Annotated in this window: 16 protein-coding genes; 8 read left to right on the top strand and 8 right to left on the bottom strand. The window is 43.2% G+C overall.

Annotated elements, in window-relative coordinates; genetic code table 11:
* Positions 1–1,271: anthranilate synthase component I family protein (locus tag V7D75_RS01355; RefSeq protein ID WP_333613096.1), on the top strand; the 1,271-nt coding region annotated here is incomplete at its 5' end.
* Positions 1,272–1,306: 35 nt separating this feature from the next.
* Complete coding sequence (locus V7D75_RS01350) at positions 1,307–1,969, top strand: anthranilate synthase component II (protein ID WP_333613095.1); 663 nt, start codon at positions 1,307–1,309, stop codon at positions 1,967–1,969.
* Positions 1,970–2,123: 154 nt separating this feature from the next.
* Here the strand turns inward: V7D75_RS01350 and V7D75_RS01345 are convergent, their stop codons facing one another.
* The 5 genes from V7D75_RS01345 to gdhA all read right to left on the bottom strand — a co-directional run bounded on the left by V7D75_RS01345 (position 2,124) and on the right by gdhA (position 7,203).
* Positions 2,124–2,867, bottom strand: coding sequence for an amino acid ABC transporter ATP-binding protein (locus V7D75_RS01345; RefSeq protein WP_102077631.1), 744 nt, complete (start codon positions 2,865–2,867; stop codon positions 2,124–2,126).
* A 78-nt stretch (positions 2,868–2,945) separates the two neighbouring features.
* Entirely contained in the window at positions 2,946–3,683 is a 738-nt protein-coding gene (locus V7D75_RS01340) for an amino acid ABC transporter permease (protein WP_333613094.1), read from the bottom strand.
* Positions 3,683–4,519 carry an amino acid ABC transporter substrate-binding protein gene (locus V7D75_RS01335; protein ID WP_201589249.1) on the bottom strand — a complete coding sequence of 279 codons (837 nt, stop codon included), beginning with the start codon at positions 4,517–4,519 and terminating at the stop codon, positions 3,683–3,685. The genes V7D75_RS01340 and V7D75_RS01335 overlap by 1 nt, the downstream gene beginning before the upstream one ends.
* 535 nt (positions 4,520–5,054) lie before the next feature.
* Positions 5,055–5,639: a PepSY domain-containing protein gene (locus V7D75_RS01330; protein WP_333613093.1), complete on the bottom strand. Its 585-nt coding sequence runs from the start codon at positions 5,637–5,639 to the stop codon at positions 5,055–5,057.
* A 217-nt stretch (positions 5,640–5,856) separates the two neighbouring features.
* Positions 5,857–7,203, bottom strand: coding sequence for an NADP-specific glutamate dehydrogenase (gene gdhA, locus V7D75_RS01325; RefSeq protein WP_333613092.1), 1,347 nt, complete (start codon positions 7,201–7,203; stop codon positions 5,857–5,859).
* A gap of 687 nt (positions 7,204–7,890) precedes the next feature.
* Here gdhA and V7D75_RS01320 point away from each other — a divergent pair.
* From V7D75_RS01320 to V7D75_RS01295, 6 genes are all read left to right on the top strand, one after another.
* The gene (locus V7D75_RS01320) at positions 7,891–8,253 is read left to right on the top strand and encodes a roadblock/LC7 domain-containing protein (RefSeq protein ID WP_010201036.1); all 363 of its coding nucleotides are present in this window, start codon (positions 7,891–7,893) and stop codon (positions 8,251–8,253) included.
* A gap of 284 nt (positions 8,254–8,537) precedes the next feature.
* Positions 8,538–9,032 (top strand): PAS domain-containing protein, encoded by a 495-nt coding sequence (locus V7D75_RS01315; protein WP_333613091.1) that lies wholly within the window; start codon positions 8,538–8,540, stop codon positions 9,030–9,032.
* A gap of 3 nt (positions 9,033–9,035) precedes the next feature.
* Positions 9,036–9,785, top strand: a complete 750-nt coding sequence (locus tag V7D75_RS01310; protein ID WP_333613090.1) for a PhnD/SsuA/transferrin family substrate-binding protein — start codon at positions 9,036–9,038, stop codon at positions 9,783–9,785.
* A 187-nt stretch (positions 9,786–9,972) separates the two neighbouring features.
* Positions 9,973–10,599 carry a hypothetical protein gene (locus V7D75_RS01305; protein WP_333613089.1) on the top strand — a complete coding sequence of 209 codons (627 nt, stop codon included), beginning with the start codon at positions 9,973–9,975 and terminating at the stop codon, positions 10,597–10,599.
* A 50-nt stretch (positions 10,600–10,649) separates the two neighbouring features.
* Positions 10,650–11,264 (top strand): hypothetical protein, encoded by a 615-nt coding sequence (locus V7D75_RS01300; RefSeq protein WP_333613088.1) that lies wholly within the window; start codon positions 10,650–10,652, stop codon positions 11,262–11,264.
* A gap of 364 nt (positions 11,265–11,628) precedes the next feature.
* Positions 11,629–12,288, top strand: coding sequence for a class I SAM-dependent methyltransferase (locus V7D75_RS01295; protein ID WP_333613087.1), 660 nt, complete (start codon positions 11,629–11,631; stop codon positions 12,286–12,288).
* Positions 12,289–12,390: 102 nt separating this feature from the next.
* Here V7D75_RS01295 and V7D75_RS01290 read toward each other — a convergent pair whose 3' ends face one another.
* The 3 genes from V7D75_RS01290 to V7D75_RS01280 form a co-directional block, all read right to left on the bottom strand.
* Positions 12,391–12,912, bottom strand: a complete 522-nt coding sequence (locus V7D75_RS01290; protein ID WP_333613086.1) for an HdeD family acid-resistance protein — start codon at positions 12,910–12,912, stop codon at positions 12,391–12,393.
* Between the two features lie 187 nt (positions 12,913–13,099).
* Complete coding sequence (locus V7D75_RS01285) at positions 13,100–13,873, bottom strand: NTP transferase domain-containing protein (RefSeq protein WP_333613085.1); 774 nt, start codon at positions 13,871–13,873, stop codon at positions 13,100–13,102.
* Positions 13,870–14,265 (bottom strand): XdhC family protein (locus V7D75_RS01280; RefSeq protein ID WP_333613084.1); only part of this gene is annotated, 396 nt, incomplete at its 5' end. The genes V7D75_RS01285 and V7D75_RS01280, both read right to left, overlap by 4 nt.

The following is a 14,265-nucleotide window of genomic DNA, read 5'->3' as shown; positions in this document are numbered from 1 at the left end:
CATTGGGCGAGGATGGACATATGGCGCGCCACCATGCTATTGGTTTTGATCCCGTTATGACCATTGCTGCTATTGACCGTACCACCTTAGCGATTACTGATAATAAAACCGCCGAAACCACACATTATCAGACTGACAATCCTTATCAGCTATTACGCAGCATCACCCCGCAGCACGTTATTGCGCGCGACCAAAGCGGCGGACTGGTTGGTTATTTGGGTTATGACAGTGTTAATTTCTTTGAGCCAAGTCTCAACGCCAAAGCCAGTGATGATTTCGAACCCTTTAAATTTGGCGTGTATTTAGATGGCTTAACGCTTGATAAGATGACAGGCGAAATATTCTATTTTTACTATCCGACTGAACAACAAGACAACCGTATAGAGCAAATCAAAGCCTTACTTGACGCGCCCATCCCCAATTATGAACCACCCTCGGTAGATTTTTTGGGTGATGGCATGAGTCAAGAGGAGCACGCCAAAGCGGTACTGCAAGTCAAAGAAGACATCATCTCTGGGCGCATCTTTCAATGCGAAGTTGGTTTTAAATCCAAATATCGCATTGCCGGCGACAAGATGCCGATTTACGAAAAGCTACGCGCTGTTAATCCGTCACCGCATATGTATTTTATGAAATTTTCTCAGCAATGCATCATTGGCGCCTCGCCTGAGTTGCTGTTTCGCCTGCGTCAAGGTGAGATGGAAACCTACCCATTAGCGGGCACTGCCAAGCGCGGCGTCGATATCGCAGAAGACCGTAAGCTTGCCCGCGCGCTACTGAATGATGCCAAAGAGATTGCCGAGCACAATATGCTCGTTGATTTGCATCGTAATGATATTGGCCGTGTGGCGCGCTTTGGTACGGTAAAGGTGCGTAATCTCATGGATATCAAACGCTTCTCACACGTGCAGCACATTTCTTCTGAAATCGTCGGAATTTTGCATCCCGATGAAGACATGTTTAGCGCCCTTGCCAGCAACTTCCCCGCCGGTACTTTATCAGGTGCGCCAAAAGTTGAAGCCATTAAAGTGATTAATGAGCTTGAGCCTGATGGTCGCGGCGCTTATGGCGGCGCGCTTGGCTCTTTTAACTTTAATGGCGACTGCATATTTGCCATTCCTATTCGCAGTCTATTTATCAATGGTGAGTCTGCTTATGCGCAAACTTGCGGCGGCAATGTCTACGACTCTAATCCTGCTGATGAATACTTAGAAATCCAGCGCAAGCTGTCAGCGATGAAAGTGGTGTTAGACAGCTTTATGACAGAGTAAATCCATTATATTTTTTGCTAAAGAGCTTATGCCTTATGAATGTTTTAATTATTGACAACTACGACTCTTTTACCTTTAACCTTTATCAATATATTGGGGAGATTTTACAGACTATGGATGATGATAAAGACGGCGCTAAACAAGCGGCAAATGTCATCGTCAAACGCAATAATGAGATTACCTTAGCTGACGTGCAGGCGATGAATCTTGACCGCATTATCATCTCACCCGGCCCTGGTGCGCCTGATGACCCGGCCTATTTTGGTATTTGCGCCGAAGTCATCGAAGTCATGGGCAAGACGACGCCACTATTGGGCGTTTGCTTGGGCATGCAGGGCATCGCGCATGTCTTTGGCGGCGAGGTGGTACGAGCCAGCATACCGATGCATGGTAAGGTTTCAGCCATTCGACATGATAGCGCAGGCGTCTATCAAGGATTGCCACAAGAGATAGAAATCATGCGCTATCATTCGCTCATGGTAAAGGCGGATACGTTACCAGATTGCTTAACCGTTACCGCCGTCGTAAGTAATGACGCCCATCATGATTTAAGCTTAACAAAGGCCGCGCTCGCAAGTGATGAGATTATGGGACTTGCGCACACTGACTACCCGATACAAGGTGTGCAATTTCACCCAGAGTCGTTTGCAACTGAGGGGGCGAAGCGTTTATTAACGAATTTTTTATTACAGGTGTAATGCAGGGTTTTAAAAGGCTAATGTTAAAAAGCATAAAGGTATAGTCAAAATGTCCTAAAAAAGCTAAGGTATTGCTGATATCGATATTACTTTTCACTTACTATACAATAAAAAAGACTGGCTATTTAGAAGCCAGTCTTTTTTTTAAAATGAACTACTGCTCGATCCGCTGCAAAAACGCTTGCGTACGTGGATGCGTTGAATCTTCAAACAGCTGCTTGGCACTGCCCTCTTCAACGATATGCCCATCCTCGATTAACACTACATGGTCAGCTACATCACGCGCAAAGTTAATCTCATGTGTCACCACCACCATCGTCCAGCCTTCAGAAGCCAACTGCTTCATCGTTCCAAGCACATCTTGTACCAACTCTGGGTCAAGCGCCGAAGTTGGCTCATCAAATAGCAACAATGACGGCTCAATCGCCAGTGCACGGGCAATACCAATACGCTGCTGCTGACCACCAGACAACTGAAACGGATACAAATCTGCTTTATCAGACAAGCCGACTTTATCGAGTAGTGCCAACGCTTGCTCGCGCGCTTGTGCTTTACTTTGTCCTTGTACCACCGTCGGACCAAGCATCAAATTCTCAATGGCTGACTTATGCGGAAATAAATTATAAGACTGAAATACCATGCCTGACTTACGTTGCAAAGCGAGTAAGGTTTTCTTTTTTGGCTTGGTGGCAAAGTCGACGGTCAAGCTGCCATCATCAAACGCAATCACCCCTTGATCAGGAATCTCTAACGCATTCAAACAACGCAAAAACGTGGTTTTACCCGACCCTGATGGGCCCAAGATGACCACCACTTTGCCTTTTTCAATGGACAAGTCGATGCCTTTGAGCACTTGATTGCTACCAAAGGCTTTGTGGATATTAGTGACTTGAATCATAGAGGTTTCCGCTTACAAATAAAAAAACGCTGATAGTAAAAAACGACAAGATGGCTGGCTATATTTTTTAGCCAACATTTATTTCGCCACATAACGATCAAGTCTGGTTTCAAGTTTGCCCTGAATAAAGGTTAAAAACAGACAAATTGCCCAATAAATAAACGCCGCTTCGGTATAAACCAGCATAAACTCATAATTACGAGCAGTAATGATTTGCGCCTGTTTAAACAGCTCAGTAACCAGCACCAACGACGCCAAAGACGTGTCTTTTACCAAACTGATAAAGGTATTGGACAATGGTGGCACCGACACTCGCAGCGCTTGCGGCAAAATCACATGGCGAAAGGTTTGTAAATAGGTCAAACCAACTGTGGAGCCCGCTTCCCATTGACCTTTTGGAATCGACAGAATCGACGCGCGCACGGTTTCCGACGCATAAGCGCCAATATTTAGGGAAAAAGCGATAATTGCTGACGGAAACGGGTCGAGCTTCACGCCAACGCTTGGTAAGCCATAAAAGATAATAAATAGCTGCACCAGCATTGGCGTGCCGCGAATGGCGGACACATAGATACGAGCAAGCCGATAAAGGATCTCATGGAACCAGCCTGCACGCGGCACGATGCGAATCAAAGCCACCGTCAGCGCAATCACCATCCCAATCGCAAATGATATCAATGCCAGCGGTATCGAATAATAAATACCGCCTTTGAGCATCGGCCAAAATGAATTGATGACGATTTGCGCCCGCGCCGCATCCATAAATGGCAATAGTGCCAATAAATCGCTTAATACTGAAGTTATAGGCGCTAGCATTATTTTTGTTGACTTATATCGGCACCAAAGAATTCTTCGCTAAGTTTGGTTAGCGTGCCGTCAGCTTTTAGCTCAGCCATGGCGCCATTGAGTTTTTCAACAACCGCGTCATCACCTTTCAGCAACACCAAGCCCGAACCCGTCTGTTCACTGGCAGGCGCAACCAATTTAATCTCAAGATTGGCGTCTGGGAATTTTTTTAGGTAGTCCAATACGGCAAGGTTGTCATTCATGGTAAAGTCAGCACGGCCTTGTTTGACCAACTGAATCGCTTGCGCCATACCATCGACGGGAACGATTTCAGCTTCATAACGCTCTGCCAGCTCACCATAATTACTGCTAAGCGACTGCGCTGAACGCAGTCCTTTTAGCGCTTCCCACGAGCTATAACGATTGTCATCAGTCGGTGCCAATACCACAGCGCCTGACCAGCTATATTCAGTCGCTTTATCGTACTTTGCTAAACGCTCAGGCGTGGTCAAACCTACCTGATTGGCAACCATATCAAAACGTTTTGAATCCAAACCTGCTAGCATGGCATCCCACTGGGTTTCTTTAAATTCAACATCCACCCCAAGTTTATCAGCAACCGCCCGCGTTACTTCGACATCATAACCGGTAAGTTTGCCGCTCTCATCATGATAGGTAAACGGCGGATACGTACCTTCAGTACCGACATTAATAGTGCCGCCATTATTGATACGTTGGAGCAAATCAGAACCACCAGTCGCCGCACTATCGGCTGCATTGGTATCGGCATCAGTAGTAGGTGACTGATTACAAGCGGCAAGTAATACCGTACTGGCGGCAAAGGCTAAAAGCGTACGACGTTTCATAAGACGTCCTTATAAAGTAGGTGAATAAGGCAAAAAGTAGCAAACCAATAAATAGGGTGAAAGCATTACAAGCAGTCTTGACTAAAAATTGTGCCTATTGGCTGTTATGCTTGGCTTTGGCTTCCCGATTTGAGGATACTGCGGCTATTTTTCAATACTATTTTTCTATTATGTTGCATCAAATAGGCTAAGTGACGGTTAATATTCATAATATTTTTAACGGCAGGCCTACTTATGCAACCATGACTTGCTTATATACTAGCGCAGTTGGGTAAGAATAAACCTACAAAAACAGTGAGTATGCGTAAGATTGTTAAGCTTTACTCATTTATAAAGCTTTATATAGCGGCTTTTTAGATGAAACTCCTTGATGAAGCTGCTTATTCATAATAAGGGTAAGACGAGCTTACTTTGGTTATATTTATATTAAGCCTTTATTATATTAAGTGCTCGCATAGTAAATAAGCCGTTTTCAATAAAAAAGACATCAACCTGATGACTGATGTCTTTTATACTATTTTTATCAATATAACTGCTACTTTTTGAACTTATTGGCAAATGTTTTACCGCTGTTAGCGTCGACATTAATACTAACAATCTTGTTACCTTTTAATAGGTCAGCTTTATAATACGCCGTATGATTGGCATAATCGCGATCATTCTCAAATTCAATTTCTAATATCTTACCACCCGTTTGTTTTTCAGCGATATTAATGGCCTTCATAATATCGGTTTTTGCTTTTTTCTGAACTTGGTAATCGTTAATATCATCGCCATCAAGACGATCCGTTTCCTTTTTTACAATTTTGCCAGTATTGGCATCTACTTTGATTTCGTAATTGACGCTATCGGTACTGAATTCTAATTCATAGACGCCACCTTTGCCGACGGCATCGCTATCATCCTCATCAAAATCGGCACTGATTAAAATACCAGAAGCTGATTTACTGGCGATAGTAATGGCTTGCTTTAAGCTAATTTTTGCGGCTTGCGCGGCGCGTATTTCGTCTACATTAGTAGCGGCACTGGCGGCTGTAGTTACGATGCCCGTGCTCAAAGCCAATGTCAGACAAGCACCCAATGTTGTTAGCTTAAAACCTTTGAGAATTTTATTCATCATATCGTCTCCTGATTCATATTTTTATTTATTACTATCGATTTTGTTTACCGTATTTTTTATTCAACTCTACCGTTTTTCTTATCATAACGCTGATGAGATAGACCTGTGCAGCAAAAAAGTATCCTAATGTATCATCATTGTTTGCAGTCAAAAAAACCGCGCCTATCCTCTTGGATAAGCGCGGTTTATGAAAAACTGCTTTCGTATTAATACAAGTTTAGTTCAAGATACCATAAGCACATAAGGCATCAGCAACGCGTTTGAAACCAACGATATTTGCCCCTGTCATATAGTCGATATAACCGTTATCGGTCTGGTTATATTTTTCTGAAGCGTCAGCGGCGCAGTCATGAATGTTTTTCATAATGCACTTTAAGCGCTCATCGACTTCTTCAAAGGTTTTATATTGACGTACTGAGTTTTGTGACATCTCAAGACCCGATACCGCGACGCCGCCTGCGTTGGCCGCTTTACCAGGTGCATAATGGACGCGGTGCAAACGCACGTAATCAATCGCATCAGCAGTCAGTGGCATGTTAGCGCCTTCGGCAATATATTTAATGCCGTTTTCAACCATTAATTTGGCATCGTCTTCATCAACTTCGTTTTGGGTCGCTGATGGAATGGCGATATCACCTTTGATATGCCAAGGTTTTTGCTTAGCCAACCATTCACCGCCGAATACATCGACATAATCACATAACGGCTTGCTTTGGGCTTTTTGCTCTTTTAGCCAATTGATTTTTTCTTGGTCCATACCGTTTGCATCGTGCAGCGTACCTTGTGAATCAGATACGGTCAGTACTGTTGCACCCAGCATATGGGCTTTTTCAGCGGCGTGGAGTGAGACGTTACCGGCACCTGAAACCAGAACCTTTTTGCCTTTAATATTATCGTTTTGAGCGGCAAGCATGTTTTCTAAGAAGTAAACTGCGCCATAGCCGGTTGCTTCGGTACGCATTAAGCTACCACCAAAACCCACGCCTTTACCGGTCAAGACGCCGCCGTGCTCACGGGTTAGATTCTTATACATCGCAAACATATAGCTGACTTCACGTCCACCGACGCCGATATCGCCTGCCGGTACATCGATGTCTTTACTGACATATGGATGCAGCTCACGCATAAAGGCATAGCAAAAACGGCGGATTTCGCTGTCAGACTTACCTTTAGGATCAAAATCAGCGCCACCTTTACCGCCACCCATCGGCAATCCGGTTAAGGCGTTTTTGAAAATTTGCTCAAAACCTAAAAACTTAAGGACCGATTGGTTGACGGTAGGATGAAAGCGGATTCCGCCTTTATAAGGGCCTAAGGCGTTGCTGAACTGTACACGCCAGCCGCGGTTGACCTGCACTTCACCCTTATCGTTTTCCCAGTTGATACGAAAAGCGATAACACGGTCAGGCTCGACAAGACGCTCAAATATTTTGAACGTATCATATTCCGGATGGGCGTCGTATAGCGGAGCAATGGTGATTGCAACTTCTTTTACCGCCTGAATAAACTCAGGTTGATGGGCGTAACGTGCTTCGACTTTTTCGATTGCCTGACTGATACTCATATAGGTTCCTTAGGGTAAAAATGGTCATCGTGCTGATTCACACGGGTGTTTTATCGCTTAAATACAAACGATGGGATTTAAAACACCAATGTGAGATTGAAATCGTTCCTATACACTACTAGATATAGAAACTGGGGGATTAGAAGCCAACTGAATGTGTCTCTAAATCGTAAACCCAGAAGCACAAACAATTTTTATCTCATAACTATATAGCATTTTTTTGCTGTATAAGTCTAGTAAATATCACCATCATCAAAATTTATAAAGGATATTTATTTCATTATAATCTATCAATAAACCTGCCGTGAAAAGTTGTTAGTCAAAAAAATGACCGCGATTATTTGAGCGATTTCCAATGATTTAATGCAAAACTGTCGTCTTAAATAGTCATTTGATTGTTTTACTTACTGCTTTGACTATAGGACAAAAACACATTAATGAAAAATAAAAATACTAGATAACTTAAACTATGCCAACTTTTATTCATCAGTCGCAATAAAATTACGATAAACGGTGGTGAAATAAGATTAAGTGGTAAAAAATACGTGACATTAAGACGTTAAATAGCGCTCTGCCATATCAATGGTGATAGTAAGGGTTTATAATACCGCCCACTAGTCGAAGACTAAAATCAGCAAATCCCCAATCCTTATTATTCCCTTATTTATTCGTCACAGAGAAATCGTTATGCGTACAGACTCATTCCAGCAAATCTTGGAAGACCTAAACAGCTCATCTGCCGATGTTGAAGCATCTGCCCTTATCTCGAACGATGGTCTTATGATTGCATCGGCGTTACCTACAGGCGTTGATGAAGACCGTGTTGGCGCGATGTCTGCCGCTTTATTATCACTTGGTGACCGCGCAGGTCGTGAATTGGCTCGTGGAAGCATTGACCGTATTATGATCCAAGGTGAAAAAGGCTATGTGATTATGACCTCATCAGGCGATGAAGCGGTACTGACTATTATGGCAAAACCAAACGCCAAACTTGGCTTGATATTCTTAGACATTAAGCGCGCCTCAGAAGCCTTGGCAAAACTTATCTAATATTTATTTTTAAAGTTCTGTCGTAAAGATTTTATGCGATATTAGCGCTATAAACTACTTGATAAACAATACTTTAAATGAAAAGTTATGCCTTGTCTTATAAAAATTATTTAAGGTATTGCATACCGTTTATATTGAATAAATCTAACAGTGCGGTTTAAAACTTAAGTTTATTTGTCAGTTTGCAATATAAACGTAAGTCATACGCTTAAACCAAATATTTTTTCAATAAGGTTTACGCTTTTTAATAATTATCACAACCATGATAAATGAAGGAGATTACAATGGGTTCTCCACTCCCCGACGCCATGAAGCCTGACATGCCAGCAGAAGAAGTCACCCTGACTTACCACGACGGCACTTCGCGCACTGTTTATGACACTGGTATCGAACGCCCTTATCCTGACGGTAAGTTAATCGTCTCACGTACCGACTTAGACGGTGTATTGACGCATGTCAATGATGCCTTTGTCGAGATTAGCGGCTATGATGTCGATGAATTAATCGGCAAGCAGCATTATATTTTGCGCCATCCTGATATGCCAAAAGCGGCTTATAAAGACTTGTGGGCAACCGCCGACGCTGGGCAAAAATGGCATGGTTATGTGAAAAACTTATGCAAAGATGGCAGTCACTATTGGGTTTATGCGACTGTGGTGCCAAACGTCCGTCGCGGCGAAACGGTTGGTTATACCTCTGTACGCCGTAAGCCGTCGCGCAGTAAAATTGAGGCGGCAATCGCCCAATATGCCGAAATGAAACAAAATGAGGAAGGCTAAATCATGACGACACATAATATGTTAATCGCGCCTGATTTTTCGCCGGAGCGTTTTGCAGGCTGGCACATGTTTAATACTTTGATTCAAAAACGTGCCAATCTGAACATGCACCTAAATATCCCTACCTCGCATGCTGAGCAAGAAGCCGTTATCAGTGAAGGCGATATTCAAGTCATTTATGCCAACCCTTTTGATGCGGCTACCCTTATCCGTGAGCACGGCTACCATGCGGTTGCGCGCCCTATCGGCAAATCTGATGAGATGGTCATCGCCGCAGCGGCAAATAGCGATATCAATAGCTTAGACGACATCAAAGCTGGCGCTACTATCGCCATGGCTGATAACCGCGATGTAAAATTGATTGGTTTACGCCTGCTTGAAGCGGTCGATATCGAAGAAGCCGATCTTAACTGGTCAGTGACTGAAACCTATCAGGCAGCGGCGCGCCAAGTGATTAAAGGCGACGCACAAGCGGCGTTCTTTTTGGCAGAGATTTTCCATAGCTTTTCACGCCTAACCAAAGCGCAGCTATCAGTGTTAATCGAAAGCGATTTGGCCGATATCAGCCACGTCTTGCTGATTAAAGACGGCTTTCCGGATACTGACATTTTGATGGATGCCATTTTGAATCTGCATAACGATGATGATGGTAAAGAAGCGTTGACTGAACTTGGTATGCCGCAAGGTTTTGAAGCCATGAATGAAGAAGACGCGGAATTTATGATTGATTTGATGCAAACGTTACTTGACTAGCAGGTTCATTGGTATCTTACTGACGTCATAGCCTATTAGGCTACAATAATGCTAAGCAACAATCGCTATGCTCTATCACGTCATAGCGATTGTGCCAAGTAGTGGCCTAATAGTATTTTTTATTAATACTTCTTTAATAACTTTTTAACCGCTTTTTGCATAGTGCTATGACTAACAGGACACGCTTATGTCTGATTTAGATCTCATCAAAGAAAGTGAAATGGCAGCACGGCGCGTCTATCGTCTTTACTCGCGTAAGATATTTATCGCACCCAACAACCGCCATTTTCACGAACAACGTATCAATGCCGCCCTACTATTAAACGAAAAAGAGCCGCTGCAAGGTGCGGTAGCCGATTTCTTTTATGGCTGCTGGTATGACATTCCCTATGATGTCACCAATATGTTTACCCGTCTGCAAGGGCGCATGCTGCCGCATATCGAGCAAGGCTTTCGTGATTGTATCGATAAAAAAAGCTATATCCAAAAAAACAGTATGCTAGCAACGCGCTGGAGCGTACTGGTCTCACCATCTTTAAATGAACAGACGCAGCGCCTGCGTATCAGTAGTGATGACGCCAAAGAAATCGCTAAAGACATCACCAGCGATTTGATGCTCGCGCGTGACAATCAAGACTGGGATACCATAGAGCAAATCGAAAACGAGTTTTTTGCCCATTGTATCGCGCGTCACGACCGTTTGGCGTTCTCCTTGGTTTGGTTTCGCTTGGGCAAAAGCGATTGGCAATTCGATGCGCGCTGGAATGACTGTCAGCAAAAACTTGACCAAACCAAAGACACACAAAACTCTTAACGTGCTTATTTCTCATAGCATCATCAACATTCATTTAACGGGTAGCCGCAATGTCTTCTTATTTAAACGCTGATAAAACCTATCTGACCTTGACCCCAGCTGGCATTTTTGAGGCATTTTCACAAAGTGAACCAACTCTTGAGCAGTTATCCTTGCAAGATTTATTGTCGCATAACGAAACGCTGCTAGCTGCTGATTGGCTCGAGCGCTATTCTGATGAATGGTTAGACAGCTTTTTGGAACATGGCTGGATTGAGAAGCTGTCGTTATTTTTGCCCGCGCCAAATTTGCCGCTTGATCAATTTTTACCTTATGTCGTTTCAAGCTTATCGGGTAAACGCCGCGCGGCGATTGGTTCTGATGAAGGTTTTTGTCTGGCTCGCATTGGCTATAGCCAAGAAGAAGCGGACATGCTCAGTGTGGCGGCGGCGGACTTTTCAGGCTTTATGCTGCGCCAAAAGCAGCGCGGCTGGGCGGTAGAGAGCCAAGCCATTTCTTTCTTTCAGCAAGTTGATTTGCTGATTCCTGAAACCAGTTTTGTATTTTTATGGATTGATGGCTCAGGCTACGTGCTTATCATCGACGGGGAGCCTTTAACCAACAATCGCGCTTTTGTTGAGTTGGTATGGGCGCTTAAAACGTCTGGACTTAGATTTACTAATTAGGCCGAATATTTAGCAAGCTACACTTAATCAAACCAGCCGCTTGTTATAAATGCACCCTTTAACCATAAGCGGTGCATTTTTTATATCTATAGTCGATTCCAAATAAGTCAGATACGTAGCTATCACGCCGTAATAATAATACCCTTAGAATTAACAACAACTTGTCAAATGTTAGGTCATAATGGTTATAATTATTTAAATATTTGCCTTACTCGATATACAGACTCTTATAAAAATTCCATATTGCTAGATTTTCCTCATTTCCACCTTTCCAAGCTTTAAGTTACTCCTCATTCATAAATACACTCCCGAACGTGGCAACTTTTGCCAAACCTTGCATTCTTGCTTATTTTTAGGACAGTTTATGGCTTCGCTAACCACTGTGCGCGTACGTTATCAAACGATTGAAATTGGCAATACTGACATTCATATCTGCACCCTACGCGACAATCAACAATTTAGTGACCCTGACAATGAGGCGCTAGACCTTGGTATTTGCTCGGCGTCGTGGCCGATGTTCGGCGTGATTTGGCCGTCAAGCTTGGTGCTGGCTAATCATATGCTGGATTATGACATTGCAGGCAAGCGTATCTTGGAAGTTGGCTGCGGTATGGCATTATCAAGTTTGCTACTGAACCATCGCCATGCCGATATTACTGCGACCGATTATCATCCGACGGTTGAGTACTTTTTAGATAGAAATACCACGCTGAATAATAATAAAGAGATCAATTTTGAGCGCTTAGACTGGGCTGAAGACAATAGCCATCTTGGCAAGTTTGATATTATCATCGGTAGCGATTTGCTGTATGAAGACCAGCATATCGATATCTTGGCGGAGTTTGTCGACCGTCATGCGCTGCCAACTTGTGAAGTTATCGTCGTTGACCCCGGGCGCGGGCGCAAAAACAAGCTGACCAATAAGATGGTTGAATTTGGCTTTAGCAGTCAGCACGTGAAACCAGAGGACACCACTTATCTTGAGCTACCTTTTAAAGGACATATTTTGACCTTTTCGCGTTAGGTTTTGAAAAACTAATAGTTTATATAATAAGAAAAGACGCCATTTTACGGCGTCTTTTTTATGCATTTTATAGCATGACTTATTATTAATGTAATTATAAGTTTATAAGCGGCTCACCAAAGGTGGTTGCACACGTGAATACATGATTAATGAGATACCATTAGATATCAGCTCAACGGCCAATAGGACGCCAAGAATATAAGTCGCTGACTGCGGATAGCTGGTAAATACCATGATCGCCAACGCAATCGAGATAAGCCCTGAGATTAATATTGGCACAAAAGCCACGGTTCTACGTAGACCAAAAGCAACCATCACTCTGACGATACCCGTTGCCATAAATAAAATAGCAATCACCATGGTTAGGGTCAAGATACCTTGTAGCGGGTTTTGTAGCAGCTCAATACCGATAAATATGCCAAGTATACCGCCGATGGCTGCCAACACTTTACCCGTCGTAGTATAAGCACGAAACAGGGCAATAAACTGCAAAATACCAACCAGAAGAAATACGAATCCAGCCAGTTGTTCAGCAGCGAAACTGGCGCTAAGCGGATTAAAAAAAGCAAAGATACCGCCAAGAATACTGATAATACCAACAACTAGCCACAATGTACGACTCATAAGATACCCTTACTTTATATTTATAATGCGCAAATGATATCGCAGATTATTGGCAGCCTTGTATGACGGTAGTAATGTATTCAGGTAATCCTGTTACCATCAGAGCTTAGGCGTTGCATTATATTTATAACCCTGCTAACGGTTTAGGCGTAATATGCCTATCATCCAAACGATTCTTGGCATCAAATTATTTATCAACCCAGGCCTGCTGTTGGGCATAGGCAAGTTGCTCGGGCGTATCGACATCATAGCTCAGCTGCTTATTGAAGACTGTCCTGATTTCACTGGGCGGTAGCGCTCTGATTAAATGACGTAGGCCTTTGTCTCCACTTATATGAAACTGCCATTGTTTAAGTAGCTGATAATCGATAACTAATGGTAGACCAACGATGGGATTTTTCGTTTCATTTTTAACCTCGGCTTTACACTCGATATGCCCATTTTTTGCCAACGTATCTAAAAGCTGCCAAGGCTCATAAGCGCTAGCAGCCACTAAATGCTCACCGGCTAGCAATCCATTAACATGTTCAAGGTCCAATAAAACTTGGTCAACGCCTATAATCAACACTCGCTCAACCGCTTCATAATTAAAATCTTTATCATTAACAAACTGAGTCAAGGCTTCAATAGCAGTATAAAGACTATGTCCCATACCAGTTTCGGGCGTTTGGTTAATGACTGTCTTGATATGTAGATGGGTGTCGCTTAGTTTTGCTACCTCACTAGCTATCGATGCCTTGTTTTTAGGAATAACAACGATAATAACTTGCGGATTTGTACTTACTGCCAGTTGTAGCATGTGATTAATTAACGGAACGCCATTTTTATAAAGCAGCTGTTTAGCCTTTCCAAGACGACGACTGAGGCCGCTGGCTAGAAGAATAATGGCATGGCTTGGTTGCTGGCTAGAATTTTTATTTGGTAATGCCGCGCTATTTGACGTCGAGTCACTTTTCTTCATACACCGCTCAATATTTCAGATGTGGTTCTATTATTATCTGAAAAATCATTAGCAGGATTTTGCTCATGCATGACAGCGCTTATTTGTGCCATGATGCCAAGTGCTAAGGCTTCAGGGCCGTCGCCGCCTAATTTATAACCAATCGGATAGTGGAGTTTTTTCACGCCCTCACTTAAACTTGCCGGATTGTCTTTGACAGCACGAATCTCATTTACCAAGCGCTCGGTTCGATAACTTGGGCCTAATTGCCCAAGATACTTATAATGGGTCGGATGTTCTAACAATAGTGAAAGACGGGCACGGTCTTGGGTCAAACTGTGCGACATCAACGCGACCGCCGCATGACGACTGAGCTTCAGCAGTTTTTCATTATCGTCCAATGCGACTGGCAT

This window comes from Psychrobacter sp. (genome assembly GCF_036731945.1).
Lineage (GTDB): Bacteria > Pseudomonadota > Gammaproteobacteria > Pseudomonadales > Moraxellaceae > Psychrobacter.
Note: the sequence above shows the minus strand (reverse complement) of the source record. Positions and strands in the feature narration are given on the sequence as shown.